The sequence below is a fragment of the Paracidovorax konjaci genome (genome assembly GCF_900112675.1).
GTDB lineage: Bacteria > Pseudomonadota > Gammaproteobacteria > Burkholderiales > Burkholderiaceae_C > Paracidovorax > Paracidovorax konjaci.
Genome location: NZ_FOMQ01000010.1, coordinates 146,214 through 162,538 on the forward strand (window position 1 = coordinate 146,214; position 16,325 = coordinate 162,538).

Annotated in this window: 17 protein-coding genes; 11 read left to right on the forward strand and 6 right to left on the reverse strand. The window is 67.9% G+C overall.

The window, feature by feature from the left end:
* The 4 genes from BM144_RS15640 to smpB form a co-directional block, all read right to left on the reverse strand.
* Positions 1 to 864 (reverse strand): anti-sigma factor family protein, encoded by an 864-nt coding sequence (locus BM144_RS15640; RefSeq protein WP_092954045.1) that lies wholly within the window; start codon positions 862 to 864, stop codon positions 1 to 3.
* Positions 865 to 877: 13 nt separating this feature from the next.
* The gene (locus tag BM144_RS15645) at positions 878 to 1,414 is read right to left on the reverse strand and encodes an RNA polymerase sigma factor (protein WP_092954048.1); all 537 of its coding nucleotides are present in this window, start codon (positions 1,412 to 1,414) and stop codon (positions 878 to 880) included.
* 45 nt (positions 1,415 to 1,459) lie between these two features.
* Positions 1,460 to 1,840, reverse strand: coding sequence for a COG4315 family predicted lipoprotein (locus BM144_RS15650; protein ID WP_092954051.1), 381 nt, complete (start codon positions 1,838 to 1,840; stop codon positions 1,460 to 1,462).
* Positions 1,841 to 1,943: 103 nt separating this feature from the next.
* The gene (smpB, locus tag BM144_RS15655) at positions 1,944 to 2,417 is read right to left on the reverse strand and encodes an SsrA-binding protein SmpB (RefSeq protein WP_092954053.1); all 474 of its coding nucleotides are present in this window, start codon (positions 2,415 to 2,417) and stop codon (positions 1,944 to 1,946) included.
* Positions 2,418 to 2,538: 121 nt separating this feature from the next.
* Here smpB and BM144_RS15660 point away from each other — a divergent pair, with 121 nt between their 5' ends.
* Positions 2,539 to 2,979 (forward strand): type II toxin-antitoxin system RatA family toxin, encoded by a 441-nt coding sequence (locus BM144_RS15660; RefSeq protein WP_092954056.1) that lies wholly within the window; start codon positions 2,539 to 2,541, stop codon positions 2,977 to 2,979.
* On the forward strand, positions 2,972 to 3,310 hold the full coding sequence (locus BM144_RS15665; RefSeq protein WP_092954059.1) for an RnfH family protein: 339 nt from the start codon (positions 2,972 to 2,974) through the stop codon (positions 3,308 to 3,310). Before BM144_RS15660 ends, BM144_RS15665 begins: the two co-directional genes overlap by 8 nt.
* 114 nt (positions 3,311 to 3,424) lie before the next feature.
* Here BM144_RS15665 and BM144_RS15670 read toward each other — a convergent pair whose 3' ends face one another.
* Both BM144_RS15670 and BM144_RS15675 read right to left on the reverse strand, forming a co-directional pair.
* Entirely contained in the window at positions 3,425 to 5,056 is a 1,632-nt protein-coding gene (locus BM144_RS15670; protein WP_092954062.1) for a hypothetical protein, read from the reverse strand.
* 364 nt (positions 5,057 to 5,420) lie between these two features.
* Positions 5,421 to 5,936 (reverse strand): DUF4124 domain-containing protein, encoded by a 516-nt coding sequence (locus BM144_RS15675; protein ID WP_092954213.1) that lies wholly within the window; start codon positions 5,934 to 5,936, stop codon positions 5,421 to 5,423.
* Positions 5,937 to 6,043: 107 nt separating this feature from the next.
* On the opposite strand from BM144_RS15675, the gene guaB reads away from it, so the two are divergent.
* The 9 genes from guaB (at position 6,044) to BM144_RS15720 (ending at position 16,255) form a co-directional block, all read left to right on the forward strand.
* A complete protein-coding gene (gene guaB, locus BM144_RS15680; RefSeq protein ID WP_092954065.1) occupies positions 6,044 to 7,513 on the forward strand; it encodes an IMP dehydrogenase in 1,470 nt (489 codons plus the stop codon).
* Between the two features lie 113 nt (positions 7,514 to 7,626).
* Complete coding sequence (locus BM144_RS15685) at positions 7,627 to 7,890, forward strand: type II toxin-antitoxin system Phd/YefM family antitoxin (RefSeq protein ID WP_092954068.1); 264 nt, start codon at positions 7,627 to 7,629, stop codon at positions 7,888 to 7,890.
* Positions 7,887 to 8,321, forward strand: coding sequence for a type II toxin-antitoxin system VapC family toxin (locus BM144_RS15690; RefSeq protein ID WP_092954071.1), 435 nt, complete (start codon positions 7,887 to 7,889; stop codon positions 8,319 to 8,321). The genes BM144_RS15685 and BM144_RS15690 overlap by 4 nt, the downstream gene beginning before the upstream one ends.
* A gap of 40 nt (positions 8,322 to 8,361) precedes the next feature.
* Positions 8,362 to 9,981 carry a glutamine-hydrolyzing GMP synthase gene (guaA, locus tag BM144_RS15695; protein ID WP_092954074.1) on the forward strand — a complete coding sequence of 540 codons (1,620 nt, stop codon included), beginning with the start codon at positions 8,362 to 8,364 and terminating at the stop codon, positions 9,979 to 9,981.
* Positions 9,982 to 10,181: 200 nt separating this feature from the next.
* A complete protein-coding gene (locus BM144_RS15700) occupies positions 10,182 to 12,395 on the forward strand; it encodes a TonB-dependent receptor (protein WP_092954077.1) in 2,214 nt (737 codons plus the stop codon).
* Entirely contained in the window at positions 12,395 to 13,168 is a 774-nt protein-coding gene (locus tag BM144_RS15705) for an ABC transporter ATP-binding protein (RefSeq protein WP_092954080.1), read from the forward strand. Before BM144_RS15700 ends, BM144_RS15705 begins: the two co-directional genes overlap by 1 nt.
* Positions 13,165 to 14,136 carry an ABC transporter substrate-binding protein gene (locus BM144_RS15710; protein ID WP_092954083.1) on the forward strand — a complete coding sequence of 324 codons (972 nt, stop codon included), beginning with the start codon at positions 13,165 to 13,167 and terminating at the stop codon, positions 14,134 to 14,136. The genes BM144_RS15705 and BM144_RS15710 overlap by 4 nt, the downstream gene beginning before the upstream one ends.
* Complete coding sequence (locus BM144_RS15715; RefSeq protein ID WP_245783687.1) at positions 14,133 to 15,218, forward strand: FecCD family ABC transporter permease; 1,086 nt, start codon at positions 14,133 to 14,135, stop codon at positions 15,216 to 15,218. The genes BM144_RS15710 and BM144_RS15715 overlap by 4 nt, the downstream gene beginning before the upstream one ends.
* Positions 15,219 to 15,550: 332 nt before the next feature.
* A complete protein-coding gene (locus tag BM144_RS15720) occupies positions 15,551 to 16,255 on the forward strand; it encodes a DUF2325 domain-containing protein (protein ID WP_092954086.1) in 705 nt (234 codons plus the stop codon).
* Positions 16,256 to 16,325 lie beyond the last annotated feature (70 nt).

Sequence of the window (16,325 nt, forward strand, 5' to 3'; positions counted from 1 at the left end):
TCAAAGCTGGGCGTGCACGGCCGTCGCGAGCGCGAGCAGGGCTTCGCGCGGCAGCGGCCCGCTCAGCGCGTAGCCGAAGCCCCCATCCACCCAGTAGAAGCTCGGGACAGGCCCTTCGTCCTCGTAGCGGAAAGCGGTTTCCGCCGGGTTCGCGCCGGCCAGCGAGCCCAGGTACAGCGTGATGCGCTGGCCCGCGGCGTTCTGGTACATGAACTGCGCCCGGGCGCCGGTGGAGGCATTCGGGGCGGTAGACGCGGCAGCCGCATCGCCGGGCAGCAGCCGCCCGCCCACCAGCTCATATCCCAGGGCCTGCAGTTGCGGCACCTTGAGGGGCCGCTCCAGCCGCTTGGAAAGCCATTGGACGAGGTGCTCCTGCTGTGCCGCTCCCACTTCCACCGGGTGCCGCTGCTCGGGCTGGTAGACCGCATGGGCTGCGGCGGCCTGCAGCGCGAACCGCTGCGGCAGTGCCTCCAGGGGGGCCGGGGAGGGCGGTGGCGGGACGGCGCCCTGCAGGGTCCATCCCAGCCCGAACGCAAGCACCCAGGACGCCGCCATGCCCGCCATGCGCCACGTCCGGGCCTGCCGGGCACGGCGCTCGCGCCAGGCCTGGGCGGCCTGCGCCAGCAGTGGCGGTACCGGCGCGTGCTCCCAGTCCGCATGCAGGGCACGTAGCAGCGCGCGCTGCTCTTCCCAGTCCTGCCAGTCCTGCCGGTGTGGTGGGTGATTTCCGTCGTCGTTGGCCAGCCGCGCGCGCAGTGCCTGCGCCGCATCGGGAGGCAGGCGGCCATCCACGAGTGCGTGCAGCATCTCGTCGTCGATCGCCTCCGGGGCGGTGCCGGGCGGTGGTGCGTGTGGCGCGGTCATGGCAAGGCAGGCGTCATTTGAGCCGCGTCAGCCGTGCGGCACCGGGCGGGGCAGGGACGGGTGCCGCGGTCTGCGCAGGGTCCGCGGGTCCGCACGCCAGCATCAGTGCGCGCAGCCGCTGGCGTGCGCGGGAGAGCCGCGACATGACCGTGCCCACCGGCACGCACAGCACGCGCGCGGCGGTGGCGTAATCCATGTCCTCCAGGGTGACCAGCAGCAGCACGGCGCGCTGGTCGGCGGGCAGGCGCTGCAGGCAGCGGTCGAGATCGATGGCATCGTCCGTCCGCGCGGGGGGCGCCGGCAGCTCGTGCTGCACGTCCTCCAGATCCAGCGGCGGCTGCGGCGGCAGGGCGCGCAACTGGTTCAGGTAGAGGTGGTGCATGAGCGTGAACAGCCAGGCGCGCAGATCGGTGCCGGGACGCCACAGCAGCCACTTGCGGCAGGCGCGCTCCAGCGTGTCCTGGACCAGGTCGTCCGCCGCCCAGGCGTTGCCTGTGAGCGCCCGCGCGTAGCGCCGCAGGCCCGGCAGGTGCGGCGCGATGTCGTCCATGCGGCGTGGAAGGTGGCGGGGGCGCCGGGCGGAAGCAGCGCCGGATCAGGGCTTGGCCGTGCGCCACACCTGGTTGACGCCGTCGCCCGTGCGCTCGCCGGGCTGCGTGTCCTTGACCCAGTAGTAGAGCGGCTTGCCCTTGTAGGCCAACTGGGCGCCGCCTTCGTCGCGCTGCACGGTGCTGAAGTCGCCCGTGGGGGTGGCGGTGCCGGCCAGCAGCGGCGGCCAGTTCCTGGCGCAGGGGCCATTGCAGACCGATTTGCCGCCGCCCACCGGGTCGCGGTCGAAGGTGTAGAGGGTCATGCCGTTCGGTCCCACGAGCACGCCGTCCTTTGCGGCAACGCCGCCGGGCATGCTGGACGTGGCGCAGCCGGCGAGCGTCAGGGCCAGTGCGGAGGCAGCGAGAAGGGAAGGGAATCGGGACATCGGTGGTACTCCTGGTGGCGCGGGCCGGTGCGACATGCACGGCCTGCGAAGGGATGAACACCGGGCGCGGCGGATTTATTCCGTGCCGCCCGAAAAAACAGGATCAGCGGTTGCGGCTCTTCATCGCCCGCTCGACCTCGCGCTTGCCCTCGCGGTCCTTGATGGTGTCGCGCTTGTCGTGCTCGGCCTTGCCCTTGGCCAGCGCGAAATCGCACTTCACACGGCCGTTGGTCCAGTGCAGGTTGAGGGGCACCAGCGTGTAGCCCTTCTGCTCCACCTTGATGGTCAGGCGGCGGATCTCTTCCTTGTGCAGCAGCAGTTTCTTGGTGCGCACGGCATCCGGGCTCACGTGCGTGGAGGCGGTCTTGAGCGGGTTGATCTGGCAGCCGATGAGAAAAAGCTCGCCTTCGCGGATCACGACGTAGCCGTCCGTCAGCTGCACCTTGCCCTCGCGCAGGGCCTTCACCTCCCAGCCATGCAGCACCAGGCCCGCCTCGTGGCGTTCCTCGAAGAAATAATTGAAGGCCGCCTTCTTGTTGTCGGCGATGCGGGACTGTGTCTCGGGTTTCTTGGCCATGGGTGATCAGATGCGGCGCCTGGGGAAGTTTGAAAGCCCTCCCTACAATCGGTCGATCGTCCGCGCGCCTCGGGGGATTCTAGTGTGCTGCCTCCGTGCGGCCCGCCGTCCTCGCCCACCCATGAAAAACGTCAACAAGTCCGTCCTGATCTGGTACAGCCCCGAAGAGATGTTCGCCCTCGTCACCGATGTGGCCCAGTACCCTGAATTCCTCCCGTGGTGCGACCATGCCAAGGTGCTGGAGCAAGACGCGCAGGGCATGACCGCGGAAGTCGGCATCTCCTTCGGCGGGCTGCGCAAATCCTTCGTCACGCGCAACACCCACGAGGCCGGCCGGCGTGTGCAGATGCGCCTCGTCAAGGGGCCTTTCTCTCAACTGGACGGCGACTGGCGCTTCCACCCCGTGGGCGATGGCAGCCAACGGGCGTGCAAGGTCGAACTGCAGCTCAACTACGGCTTCGACAACCTCGCGCTGGCCGCGCTGGTGGGGCCGGTGTTCGACCGCATCGCAGGCAGCATGGTGGATGCCTTCATCCAGCGGGCGGAGCAGGTGTATGGGTGAAGAAGGCCCCGGTGGCCTGATGGAGGTCACGGTCGCTTGGTCCCCCGGGCCGCGCGAGGTGCGCGAGGTGACCCTGCATCTTGCGTCGGGCTCGACCGTGCGGACGGCCCTGCGCGCTTGCGGCGGGCCCGACGATGGATCGGCGCCGTGCGGCATCTGGGGACGGGCCGTGGAACTGGACCAGGTGCTCAAGGCCGGGGACCGCGTCGAGTGGTACCGGCCACTGCTGGTCGATCCGAAGAAGGCACGGCGGGAGCGGTTCGCCCGCCAGGGCGCGCGCTCCACCGGGTTGTTCGCCGCGCGCCGGCCGGGCGCGAAGGCCGGGTACTGAGAATCCTCAACGGGGGCTGGTGGGCGGGTTTTGTGTACTCAAGAAAACCCTGTCATAAGAAGGTTTTGCCTCGCCATATCCGTGACCATCATCGTACAAGGCGACTCAACTGGATCAGTCGGCATCTCCTCCTGTTTTGGGAAGCTGTCCCAAACCTACGGGGGTTCCATTTTTGTCGCGGATTTGTATGGCGAATCCTCTTCTCCATCTGTAGAGATCTGGTTTATCCACGGTGCGTGACATGGCGGGAACCCCTCGAATTTCTGAAGTTGCATCGAATGACACGGCCTGAAACGCGGTGCTGCCGCTGCCAAAAACATAAAGACTACAGAATATAGTTCCGTTGTACTCTAAATATCGATTGATTTTGCCTTCAGTGTAGTGGCAGCTCGCATTTTTGCCTTTGGCCTCAGTGCCTTCCACCCTGTCCAGAGTTACTCCATAGTCCCAATCATCAAACGCTCCAAAGCTCCACTCCCCCAGAAGTGCCTCTGGATTCTTCTTTCCATAACCAAATTGAAATTTTTCGATCGCGAGCCACTCTTCACCCGGAAACTTTATCCAGCCTGACAAAGTCGAGTCGAAAGCCAATTCCACTTTGCCAGAATCAGCGGCTTCATGCCCAGTCAATGGCGGGCCGCCAAAATAACGCCCTCCCGCATAGCGTTTGAGTTGAGCGACGACGTTGGAGGTGCCGTATTCCATTTTTCCCACTGCAAGATGGAAGGTCGGGTCTCCATTGCTTTCGTAGTTGAATACTTGCATGACGAGCACATCATTTTGCACATCGATGGCCATGCCACGCCCTGGTTTCCCATTCAGCTCCTGGCTTATCACCCATGTTCCGGGCTCGGGGGTATATACATTGATGCCATTCTCGTATAAGACCCCTCTATAGTCGGTGATTCTGTCGTCGCCAATATTCGCCATTCTGTAAGACGTGAAGTTCGACTTGTTGAAGTTTGAATATTTGCTTCCGCGCAGTTTGTTCCGTCTGCCTGGCGCATCCTGCCGGGTGATGAAACCCTCAAGACCATTCAATGATCTACGTATTTCAAAGACCGCCTTTTCAGGGGGCACGCTGTCGAAGGTGGCATCGCATCGTATCCATCCATCTGCTTCCATAGCGGAACAGGGGGCGGAGAATTGAAAAGTGGATTCATAAGCGTGACTGCCAATCACTTGCAGAGATTCCTTGTTCCCATTGTTGGGGTCTCTGTATATCTCAATTTTCCGCATAGGCTTGAGAGGGTATCTTTCATCAAACTCTGCAACTATCCAGCTTTCCCGAAAGTTCGGCTTGAGCAATGAGCCTTGCGGCGCCTCGTCGAACTTGAGGCGGGACATGGCGACCTCGGGTTCCCCTGGAAACCGTATGAACCCCGATGTAGAGCTTTCGAAGCGGATGCGGACATCACCAAGAGATTGCTCCTCCCGGGCTGTTCGGTCGCCGCTGCCAAAGAATCGGCCACCCCTGTACTGCTTCAGTGGGGCCTGGAATTGCATTCCATCCAGCGGGCCGGAAGCCAAGTGAAAGGTAGGTTGTCCCGCGGCGGTGTAGTTGTAGACCTGCATCACCAGTTGCTGGTTCTGTATGTCGATGGCCATTCCCCTCCCAGGTTTGCCATTCAACTCGGAATCCACGATCCAGGTACCGCTCTGGATGAAAACCGGTGTCGCAGACGCGCCCATTGCGCTGGCGTAAAGAAAAAGAATGCCGCAGAAAGCGTTTATAAGAAACTTCATGGTTGGTGCCTGGCGTGATTCGGCCGCGCATGCTCGGCCGGGAACCGATCAATGTATCATTTTGTGACAAGAAAGAGGACCGATGTCCGGATCGCGAGCAAATAGCGATCGCAATCCGTCGTGGCTTGCCTTGCTGCTCGCCGTTGTTTCAACGCCCCTTCGCCCGCAGGACGCCGGGCTGTGGAAATCCAGCCTCACCGTTTCGGGGCGCGTCGTTTTGGCGCTCGTGTACGACCGCCGTGGCTTGGTCATGAAGCGAGGTTGGTGGGACGCGAATCACCTTCACGCGTAGCCATGCGGCAGCGCGCGATGCTGGTGACAGTGCTGCCAATGGCGCCAGACGGCTTCTGCCGCCTGTTTTCAATCAACGTGCGCAGTCGGAGGCAATCGCCGCTTCCGCACGCCGCATCTCCGCGGCGCGGGTCGCATCGTCCATGAAGGACCGTTCGCCCTGGACGTTCACTTGGCTCACGAGCTGGCCCGACGACAGCATGGCCTGCTGCTGGCGCGCGCGCAGGCAGTTCTCGGCACGGGCCTTGGCCTGGCGTTCCTCGTCGGCTTTCTTGCGGGCGGCCTCGGCGGCGTCCGCCTGCGCCTTGCGCTGTTGCAGTTCCGGGTCGGAGGCCGGCAGCCGCGGCGCCGCCGCGGCGGATGCCGGTGTGCCGGGTGCATCGGTTGCGGCATTGGCCGCCTGCGTGCGGGGCGGGGGCGGGGCGGCGCCCCCCGGCTGCTTCAGAATGTTCTTCGCGGGCACGTCGGTCGGGGGAGGGCGGTCGCTGAACACCTTGCGGCCATCCTTGTCGATCCATTGCCATTGCGCTGAAGCCCCCAGCGCCCAGGAGCAGGCGCAGGCGAGCACGAGAAGCCGGTGGAGTTTCATGCGGGCAGTGTAGCGCCCGCCCCCCGGCCGCGCCATGGGGCCGGCAAGACCCGGCGCGGCGGTGGATGCGGCCCGGCGGGTACAATTGTTTTTTTGGAGCGAATCTCATGCGCCTTCTTGGAAAAGCGCTCACCTTCGACGACGTGTTGCTGGTGCCAGCGTACTCCCAGGTCCTGCCGAAAGACACGTCCCTCGCGACGCGACTCTCCCGCAATATCTCCCTGAATCTCCCGTTGGTGTCCGCCGCCATGGACACCGTCACCGAAGCCCGGTTGGCCATCGCCATCGCGCAGGAGGGGGGAATCGGCATCGTCCACAAGAACCTCACCGCAAAGGAACAGGCAGCGCACGTGGCCAAGGTCAAGCGCTACGAGTCCGGCGTGGTGCGCGACCCGGTCGTGATCACGCCCGAGCACACGGTGCTGCAGGTCCTGCAACTGTCCGAGCAGCTCGGCATCTCGGGCTTCCCGGTGTGCGATGCGGGCAAGGTCGTGGGCCTGGTCACCGGGCGCGATCTGCGCTTCGAGACCCGCTACGACGTCAAGGTGCGCGACATCATGACGCCGCGCGAAAAGCTCATCACCGTGAAGGAGGGCGCCACGCTCTCCGAAGCGAAGGGCCTGCTCAACAAGCACAAGCTCGAACGCCTGCTCGTGGTGAATGAAGCCTTCGAGCTCAAGGGCCTCATCACGGTGAAGGACATCACCAAGCAGACCAGCTTCCCCAACGCCGCACGCGATGCCTCCGGCCGTTTGCGCGTCGGTGCGGCCGTCGGCGTGGGCGAGGGCACCGAGGAGCGCGTGGAAGCGCTGGTCAAGGCCGGTGTCGATGCCATCGTGGTGGACACCGCGCACGGCCACAGCAAGGGCGTGATCGACCGCGTGCGCTGGGTCAAGCAGAACTACCCGCAGGTGGACGTGATCGGCGGCAACATCGCCACCGGTGCGGCCGCCCTCGCGCTGGTCGAGGCGGGCGCGGATGGCGTCAAGGTCGGTATCGGGCCCGGCTCCATCTGCACGACGCGGATCGTCGCCGGCGTGGGCGTGCCGCAGATCATGGCCATCGACAGCGTCGCCACGGCACTCAAGGGCACGGGCGTGCCATTGATCGCGGACGGCGGTATCCGCTACTCCGGCGACATCGCCAAGGCGCTCGCCGCCGGGGCCAGCACCGTCATGATGGGCGGCATGTTCGCCGGCACCGAAGAGGCGCCGGGCGAGGTGATCCTGTTCCAGGGCCGCAGCTACAAGAGCTACCGCGGCATGGGCTCCATCGGAGCCATGCAGCAGGGCTCGGCCGACCGCTACTTCCAGGAGTCCAGCACCGGTAACCCGAATGCCGACAAGCTCGTGCCCGAGGGCATCGAGGGGCGCGTGCCCTACAAGGGCTCCATGGTTTCCATCGTCTTCCAGATGGCGGGCGGTGTGCGCGCGTCCATGGGCTACTGCGGATGCGCCACGATCGAGGACATGAACAACAAGGCGGAGTTCGTAGAGATCACCACGGCCGGCATCCGCGAGAGCCACGTGCACGACGTGCAGATCACCAAGGAAGCGCCGAACTACCGCGCCGACTGATCCTCCACCTGTTGCGGCAGATTCTGGCCTGATTGCCAGAATCTGGTCAGACTGATAAAGTCTGGTCTGAATTCAGATTCAGGCCAGACTTTTTTTCTGCCTTGCGAAGCCCCATGCAATCCGTCGGTATCTATGAGGCCAAGAGCCGTTTCTCCGCGCTGATCGAGCTCGTAGAGCAGGGCGAGGAAGTGCGCATCACCCGGCACGGCAAGGAGGTGGTGCGCATGCTGCCGGTGCGCCGCCGCCCAGTGATCACCGACGAGCAGATCGCGCGCGAGCTGAGCCAGATCGCCGCGCTGCACGCCACGATCCGCGCGGCGGTGCCCGAATCATCGGCCTCCGTCTTGCGCCGCGACGGCCGGAGCACCGCGCCATGACGGCCTTCGTCCTCGATGCCTCCGTGACGGCCGCCTGGCTGTTGCCCGATGCGGCCAGCGACGACACGCGGCGCCTCTACACGCGCATCCGCCGCGACGAGGTCGAGCCTCAGGCGCCCAACCTCTGGCAATGGGAATGCGGCAACCTCATCGCGAGCGGTGTGCACAGCGGCCGTGTTCCCGCGGCCTCCGTCGAAGGCCTGTGGAGCGTTCTCGAAGCCATCCGCCACCGCGTCGAATTGCACGATCTCGCCCCCGCCCAGCACAAGGCCGTGCTCGGCGTCGCACTCGATACCGGCCTGCCGGTCTACGACGCGGCCTACCTGTGGCTCGCGCGGTCGCTGCGCCTGCCGCTGGCCACTTTCGACACGGCCCAGGCCGAAGCGGCCAGGCGGTCCGGTGTCGCGCTGCTCGACCTGTCCACGTTCTGATCCGTCACGTTTTCCGCCCTTCTTTTTGACCTCCCACACCATGCAACACCAGAAGATCCTCATCCTCGACTTCGGCTCCCAGGTCACCCAGCTCATCGCGCGCCGCGTGCGCGAGGCCCACGTGTACTGCGAGGTGCACCCCTGCGACGTGAGCGATGCGTGGGTGCGCGAATACGCCGCCGATGGCGCGCTCAAGGGCGTGATCCTGTCCGGCAGCCACGCCAGCGTGTACGAGGAAACCACCGACCGCGCTCCGCAGGCCGTGTTCGAACTGGGGGTGCCGGTGCTGGGCATCTGCTACGGCATGCAGACCATGGCGCAGCAGCTCGGCGGCAAGGTCGAGGGCGGCCACAAGCGCGAGTTCGGCTATGCCGAAGTGCGCGCGCATGGCCACACGGCCCTGCTCACCGACATCGCCGACTTCACCACGGCCGAAGGCCACGGCATGCTCAAGGTCTGGATGAGCCACGGCGACAAGGTGGCCGAGATGCCGCCGGGCTTCAAGCTCATGGCGTCCACGCCGAGCTGCCCCATCGCCGGCATGGCCGACGAGGCGCGCCGCTTCTACGCCGTGCAGTTCCATCCCGAGGTCACGCACACCGTGCAGGGCCGCGCGCTGCTCGACCGCTTCGTGCTGAACATCTGCGGCGTGCAGCCCGACTGGGTCATGAAGGACCACATCGCCGAAGCCGTGGCATCCATCCGCGCCCAGGTGGGCGACGAGGAGGTGATCCTCGGCCTGTCCGGCGGCGTGGACTCCAGCGTGGCCGCGGCGCTGATCCACCGCGCCATCGGCGACCAGCTCACCTGCGTGTTCGTGGACCACGGCCTCCTGCGCCTGAACGAAGGCGACATGGTCATGGACATGTTCGCGGGCAAGCTGCATGCCAAGGTCGTGCGCGTGGACGCGAGCGAACTCTTCCTGCGCGAATTGGCGGGCGTGAGCGATCCCGAGCAGAAGCGCAAGATCATCGGCCGCCTGTTCGTGGACGTCTTCAAGGCCGAGGCCGGCAAGCTGACCGCCTCCGGTGCCTCCAAGAAGGGCGCGACCTTCCTGGCCCAGGGCACCATCTACCCCGACGTGATCGAGTCCGGCGGTGCAAAGAGCAAAAAGGCCGTCACGATCAAGAGCCACCACAACGTGGGTGGCCTGCCGGAGCAACTGGGCCTGAAGCTGCTGGAGCCCCTGCGTGACCTGTTCAAGGACGAGGTGCGTGAACTCGGCGTGGCCCTGGGCCTGCCGCACGACATGGTCTACCGCCACCCGTTCCCCGGCCCCGGCCTGGGTGTGCGCATCCTGGGTGAAGTGAAGCAGGAATACGCCGACCTGCTGCGCCGCGCCGACGCGATCTTCATCGAGGAGTTGCGCAACTTCCGCGACGAAGCCACGGGCAAGACCTGGTACGACCTCACCAGCCAGGCCTTCACCGTGTTCCTGCCCGTCAAGAGCGTGGGCGTGATGGGCGACGGCCGCACCTACGACTATGTGGTGGCCCTGCGCGCCGTGCAGACCAGCGACTTCATGACGGCCGACTGGGCCGAACTGCCGTATGCGCTGCTCAAGAAGGTGTCCGGGCGGATCATCAACGAAGTGCGCGGCATCAACCGGGTGACGTACGACGTATCGAGCAAGCCGCCGGCGACGATCGAGTGGGAGTGATCGCCGCCGCCCTGTCGTTTTAGCCGTCGCATGGCCCTGGCATGGGCCGATTCCGCCATTCGGACCCGCGGCCCCTGCAGCGGGCTCGGATTGCTTTTGTTAATGCAACACAATTGCGTTAATATGGCTGCCCCGTCCGCCGCTGGTGTCGCAGCGGCGGCATCCATTGACGGCCGCAAGACCGCGCCGACCTTTCCTCCATGCCTTCTCCATTGCTCTCCAGTCCCCGTGCGTGGGCCCTCCTGCTGGGTTCCGTGCCCATGGCGGCGCTCGCGCAGTCTTCCGTGCCTGATGCTTCGCCGGCCGTGCTGCCGCCGGTGGAGGTGAAAGAGCGCTCCGAAGTGCCGCGCCTTTCGCAGCCTGCCGGGGCTTCATCGCGCCTGGGGCTGTCCGTGCGCGAAACGCCTGCCTCCATCGATGTCGTGCCGCGCGACATGCTCGCCGAGCGCGGCCTGCGCACCGTGTCCGAAGCCGCGCAGGCGGCCGTGGGCGTGCTGGCCGGCGATTTTCCGGCGGAGCCTGCGGCGTTCTCGATGCGCGGCTTTGCCAACAGCCAGATCAACACGCTCTACAACGGCATCAAGATCGGCCCGCCGAACATGACTTCGCGCGTGATGGGCACGGCGAACCTGGACCGGGTCGAATTCCTCAAGGGCCCCGCGTCGCTGATGTCGGGCGAGGGCGCCGCCGGTGGCGCGGTGAACTTCGTCACGCGCGCGCCGCACCGCGGGCCGGTCGAGACCGAGGTGACCACCGCCGTGGGCTCCTTCGGCGAGCGCCGCCTGTCCGTGGGCGCCGGCGGCACCACGGCCTGGAAGGATGTCGATTTCCGCATCGACGCGAGCGGCTCGGACACCGACGGCTATGTGCACGACACCGCGCAGCGCCTGTGGCACCTCTCGGGCGGCCTCGACTGGTATCTGCAGCCGGGGCTCAAGCTGTTCGCGGCGGCGGAGGTCAAGCGCGACCGCGGGCACCCGTATTGGGGCACGCCGCTGGTGTCGGCCGGGGCTGCGGGCATCGAGCCGCAGGCGGGCGTGGTGTCGGGCACGTACACCTCGGGCTTCAACGGCAGCGTGCTCGGGCCGGTGGCGATCGACCGGCGCACGCTGCGCACCAACTACAACGTGCTGGACAACCGCAACGAGGCGCGCGAGACGTGGCTGCGCGCGGGCCTGGATTGGCGCCTCGATGCGTCCTGGACGCTGCGCAGCCAGTTCTACCGCTACACGGCCACGCGATCGTGGCTGAACAACGAGGTGCTGGCTTTCAACGCCGGCACGGGGCGCGTGGACCGCGAGCGCTTCTTCGTCGCCCAGGACCAGTCCACGACCGGCAACAAGACCGAGTTGCAGTGGGACGGCCAGCTGGCCGGGCGCGAGAACCGCTTCGTCGCCGCGCTGGAACTGAGCGAGACCGATCTCTCCCGCCCTGGCGCCGCCAACTTCCCCGGAGACAGCGTGTCGCTGGTCGCTCCGGACCGCGGCCTCTATGGCCTGCTGGTGCAGCAGCGGCAGACGACGCAGCTGCGCAATGCCGCGCTTGCGCTGGAAGACCGGGTGCGCATCACGCCTGCCGTGGCGCTGATCGGCGGTCTGCGCCATGAGTCGATCGAACTCGACCGCACCTCCACGAATGCGGCTGGCGCGGCGCGCACGGGATTCCCGTACGGCAAGACCTGGCACCCCACCACGGGCCGGCTGGGCCTCACCTGGGAGCCCGCCGCGGGCACCATGCTGTATGCCCAGGCGGCCACGGGCGCCGATGTGGCTGCCAACAACATCTTCCTGCTGGGCCCCACGCAACCCCTGGAGCTGACCCGGGCACGCAATGCCGAGGTCGGCGTGAAGCAGGCCTTCTGGCAGGACCGCGGCGAATGGACGCTGGCGCTGTACGACGCCACGCGCCGCAATGTCTATGCGGCGCAGGGCGGGCAGTCGCTCGCGCAGGCCGGCGCGCTGCAGTCGCGCGGCGCCGAGATGTCGCTCACGCTGCGCCCCACGGCGGCCTGGAGCCTCTGGACGCAACTGGCGGTGAACCGCGCGCGCTACGAGGATTTCACGCTCGCGAACGGCACGTCGTTCTCCGGCCACACGCCTCCCAACACGCCACGCGTGCTGGCCAGCGTGGGCGCCGGATACCGCTTCACGGCGGGCCTGCCCATGCAGGTTTCGGCGTCGCTGCGGCATGTGGGCGAGCGGTTCCACGGCGATGCCAACACGGTGCGGCTTGCCGCCTACCGCGTGCTCGATGCGTCGTGGAGCGTGGACGTCGCGCCCGGTACGCAACTCACGCTGCGCGGGCGCAACCTGACCAACAAGGTCTATGCGGCATGGGCCGATCCGTTCTACCCCGACCAGATCCTGCTCGGGGCCCCGCGCAGTTTCGAGCTGGCGCTGCGCTGGACGCTCTGATGGCGGGCGGGCTGCAGGCCGAAGGGCTCGGATGGCGGTCTCCCCGGGCGGGCTGGCTGCTGCAGAACGTCACGGTGGAGGCTGCGCAGGGCGAGTGCGTGGCCGTGGCCGGCCCCAACGGTGCCGGCAAAAGCACGCTGCTCAAGCTGCTGGCGGGCCGCCTCGTCCCCACGGAGGGCGCCGCGCGCTGGCAGGGGCAGGACATGGCGCGCTGGTCCGCCGTGGAGCGCGCCCGCAGCGTGGCCGTGCTCGGCCAGGACGATGCCGCCCAGAGCGGGCTGCGCGCGCGCGACTACGTGGCGCTCGGCCGCCTGCCGCACGAGGGCCGCGTGGCAGCCGCCCAGCACGCCCGGGCCGTGGATGAGGCATTGCGCACCTGCGGCGTGGATGCGCTCGCGGGCCGGCGGCTCGGCAGCTTGTCGGGCGGGGAGCGCCAGCGCCTGCACCTGGCCCGCGCGCTAGCGCAGGAGCCTGCGCTGCTGCTGCTCGACGAGCCCACCAACCACCTCGACCTGGCGGCCCGTGCCGATGTGCTGGCGCTGGTGCGCGGGCTGGGGGTCACGGTGGTGGCGGTGCTGCACGAGCTGTCGCTCGTGCCGTCGTTCGCCGACCGGGCCTGGGTGCTGCAGGCGGGCCGGCTCGTGGCCGAGGGACCGCCGGCCCAAGCGCTGCGGCGGGAGTGCGTGTCGCGCGTTTTCGGCATGGAGCTGGTGCGCACGCAGCACCCGCGCCACGGAGGCACGCTGTGGTCGTTCGAGCGGGAGGCCGCATGAGGCGCGCGGTGCGGCGGGGCCTGGGCGCTGCCCTGCTGGCGGCCTTGGCAGTGGCGGCGGCGTCGGCCGCCGCGCCTGGCTTTCCCGTGTCGGTGCCCAACTGCGGCGAGACGCTGCGGGTGGACAAGCCGCCGCAGCGCCTTGTCGTGCACGACCTGAACATGACCGAGATGGCGCTGGCGCTCGGGCTGCGGCCTGCGCTGGTGGGGGTGACGGGCATCACCGGCTGGTACAAGCAGACGGGTGCCGAGCTGCTGGAGACGCTGGCTGGCGTGCCCGAACTGGCACCCAAATACCCCACCCTCGAAACCCTGGTGGCAGCGCGGCCCGACCTGTTCTTCGCGGGCTGGTACTACGGCATGCAGCCGGGCGGCGAAGTGACCCCGGCCACGCTGGCGCGCCACGGCATCCAGACCCTGGTGCTCAGCGAGAGCTGCGCCCAGAACCAGGCCGACAAGCCGCGTGCCACCATGGACCTGCTGTACGGCGACATGCGCCGCCTGGGTGCGGTCTTCGGCCGCGGCACGGAAGCCGAGCGGCTCGTGGCCGCCTGGCAGGCGCGGGTGCGCGCGGCGGCGCAGCCCGCGCTGCCCGGGCGGCCCGGTGTGTTCGTCTATGACTCCGGCGAGGACAAGCCCTTCACGGCGGGCCGGTCCGCCATGCCCACCGCGCTCATCGACGCGGCCGGTGGCCGCAACGTGCTGGACGATCTGCCCATGAGCTGGGGCACGGCCGCCTGGGAGACCGTCGCCCGGCGCAATCCGCAGTTCGTGGTGCTGCTCGATTACCAGAACGGCCAGGGGCCCGACCACCTGGAGCGCGTGCTGCGCGCGCACCCCGCGATGCGCCTGACCGACGCCGTGCGCGGGGGGCGTTTCATCGTGCTGCGCTATGCCGAACTCACGCCCGGCCCCGCAAACATCGCCGCGATCGAGAAGATCGCCCGCGCGCTGCGGAGCGCCCGGTGAGCCTGCCGGCCGCTCAGCCCCCCACGCCGCACCCCGCGCACGGAGGTCGCCGGTGGAGCGGGTGGGGGCGGCTGCGCAGGGCCTTGCCCTGGGCGCTGGCCGGGTTGCTGGCGGCGCTGGTGGCGCTCTCGTTGCTGGCCGGCAGCACCGACATCGGTTGGCGGGACGTGATCGCTGCGCTGGCGGGCCCGGGAGGCGGCGCGCCGGCCGATGGCGCGCCCGCCATGGCCGCCGCCATCGTGCGCGACCTGCGGCTGCCCCGCGTGCTGTTGGCATTGGCGGTGGGCGCCACGCTCGCCATGGTGGGCAGCCTGCTGCAGACCACCACGCGCAACGACCTGGCGGATCCGTTCCTCTTCGGCCTGTCCTCGGGTGCCTCGGCCGGCGCGGTGGCGGTGATCACGCTCGCCGGGACCGCGCTGGGCACCTGGACGCTGCCGCTGGCCACCTTTGCCGGCGCGCTGGTGGCGGCCGCCGCCGTGCTGCTGATCGTGCGCGGCGGCGAGGGGCAGGGCGCCGCCCGGATCGTGCTGGCGGGCGTATCGGTGTCGTTCCTGTTCGGCGCGTTCACGCATGCGCTCATCTTCGCGGGCGACCAGCGCGCCGCGCATTCGGTGGTCTTCTGGTCGCTCGGGGGGCTGGGCCTGGCGCGCTGGGACAACCTGTGGCTCGCCCTGGCGGGCCTGCTGGTGCCGGCACTGTTCGTGGCGCGCCGCCACCGCGCGCTCGATGCGCTGCTGGCCGGTGACGACACGGCCCACAGCCTGGGCGTGGACCCGCGGCGGCTGCGCACGCAGACCTTCGTGGTGGCGGCCTTCGCCACCGCGTGCTGCGTGGCGCTCACCGGCCTGATCGGATTCGTCGGCTTGATGGTGCCGCACCTCGCGCGGCGCTGGACCGGGCCTCTGCATGGCGCTTCGACCGCCGCGGCGGCGGTGATCGGCGCGGTGCTCCTGCTGGGCAGCGACCTGGCCGCGCGCACACTGCTGGGCGCGCAGGAATTGCCCGTGGGCATCGTGACGTCGGGGCTGGGGGCGTGCTTCGTGATCGCCTTGCTGCGCCGCGGCGACAGCGGCGCCTGACCCCCCGGGCGGACCGCACGCAGGGCGGGCCGGAGGGAAGAGGGCGTCAGTGCATCGCAAAAAAAGCCTGGCTACGCGGGAAAACCGTTGGCTGGCAAAAACGACCCCGGGACCTGCAGCAGGTCCTGAGTCGCCCCACGATGAAACTGAAACCTCTCTGGAGCCAACGCTGCCTCGTCGGGAGGCGTCGGTGACCAGCGATTGACGCCAGTGTAGCATTAAATGAGAATAGTTATCAATCAATTGGATTGTAAATTTGCATCGGCGCTGCACTTTGCCGGCAGGCAAGGCCTGACGCAGGGCACCGCCGCAGCCACCTGGAGGGACATCGCATGAGAGGTTTGCCGGAACCTTTGCTGGACGAGCACTGCGCACTGCTGGCCGAGTACGGCCGCGCGCAACTGCGCTGCAGCCGCGACCTGGCCGCGCAGGCGCGGCGCATCCAGGACCTGCAGGCCGAAGCCGTGCGGCTGCGCGCGCGCGCCATCGTGGCCGAGACGGCACTGGCCTATTCGCGCGAAGACCGCCAGCGGCAGGAGGAAGCCGTTCCCGGGCTGCGCCGCCGCCGCGCGCTCGCGCGGCAGGTCGAGGGCCTCACGCAGCGGCTGCAGGGCCTGATGCGCGAGGTGCTGCACTGGCAGTGGCGTGCGGCCACGCGTGCCGTTCCGGACGCAGTTGCCGCACAGGTGCTGCCCGAACTGCCCCGGTCGGTGGTGTGCATTGCCCGGGGGCCGCGCGGTGCGCTGGTGGCGCGGGCACTGGGTGCGCCGGAGCCCTTGGCGGCGACGCCGTCCGGGATCGTGCCGGCGCCGCCGGAAACCGGGGGCTCGCACGACGATCCGGCCGCCTTCGAGGCGAGCCTGCGCGCCGCCGATTTCGTGATCTGCCAGACCGGCTGCGTGGGCCACGACGATTACTGGCGCGTGCAGGACCACTGCCGCCGCACGGGCAAGCCCTGCGTGCTGGTCGATCAGCCCCAGGTGGTGCATGTCATGCGCGGCCTGGCCCGCACGGCCGTCCAGGAGCCGGCGGGTTGACCTGGCTAATTGAATAGTTTGCTATGTTTTTAATAGCAAACTATTGAATGAAATCGGCGGCATGGAGCCC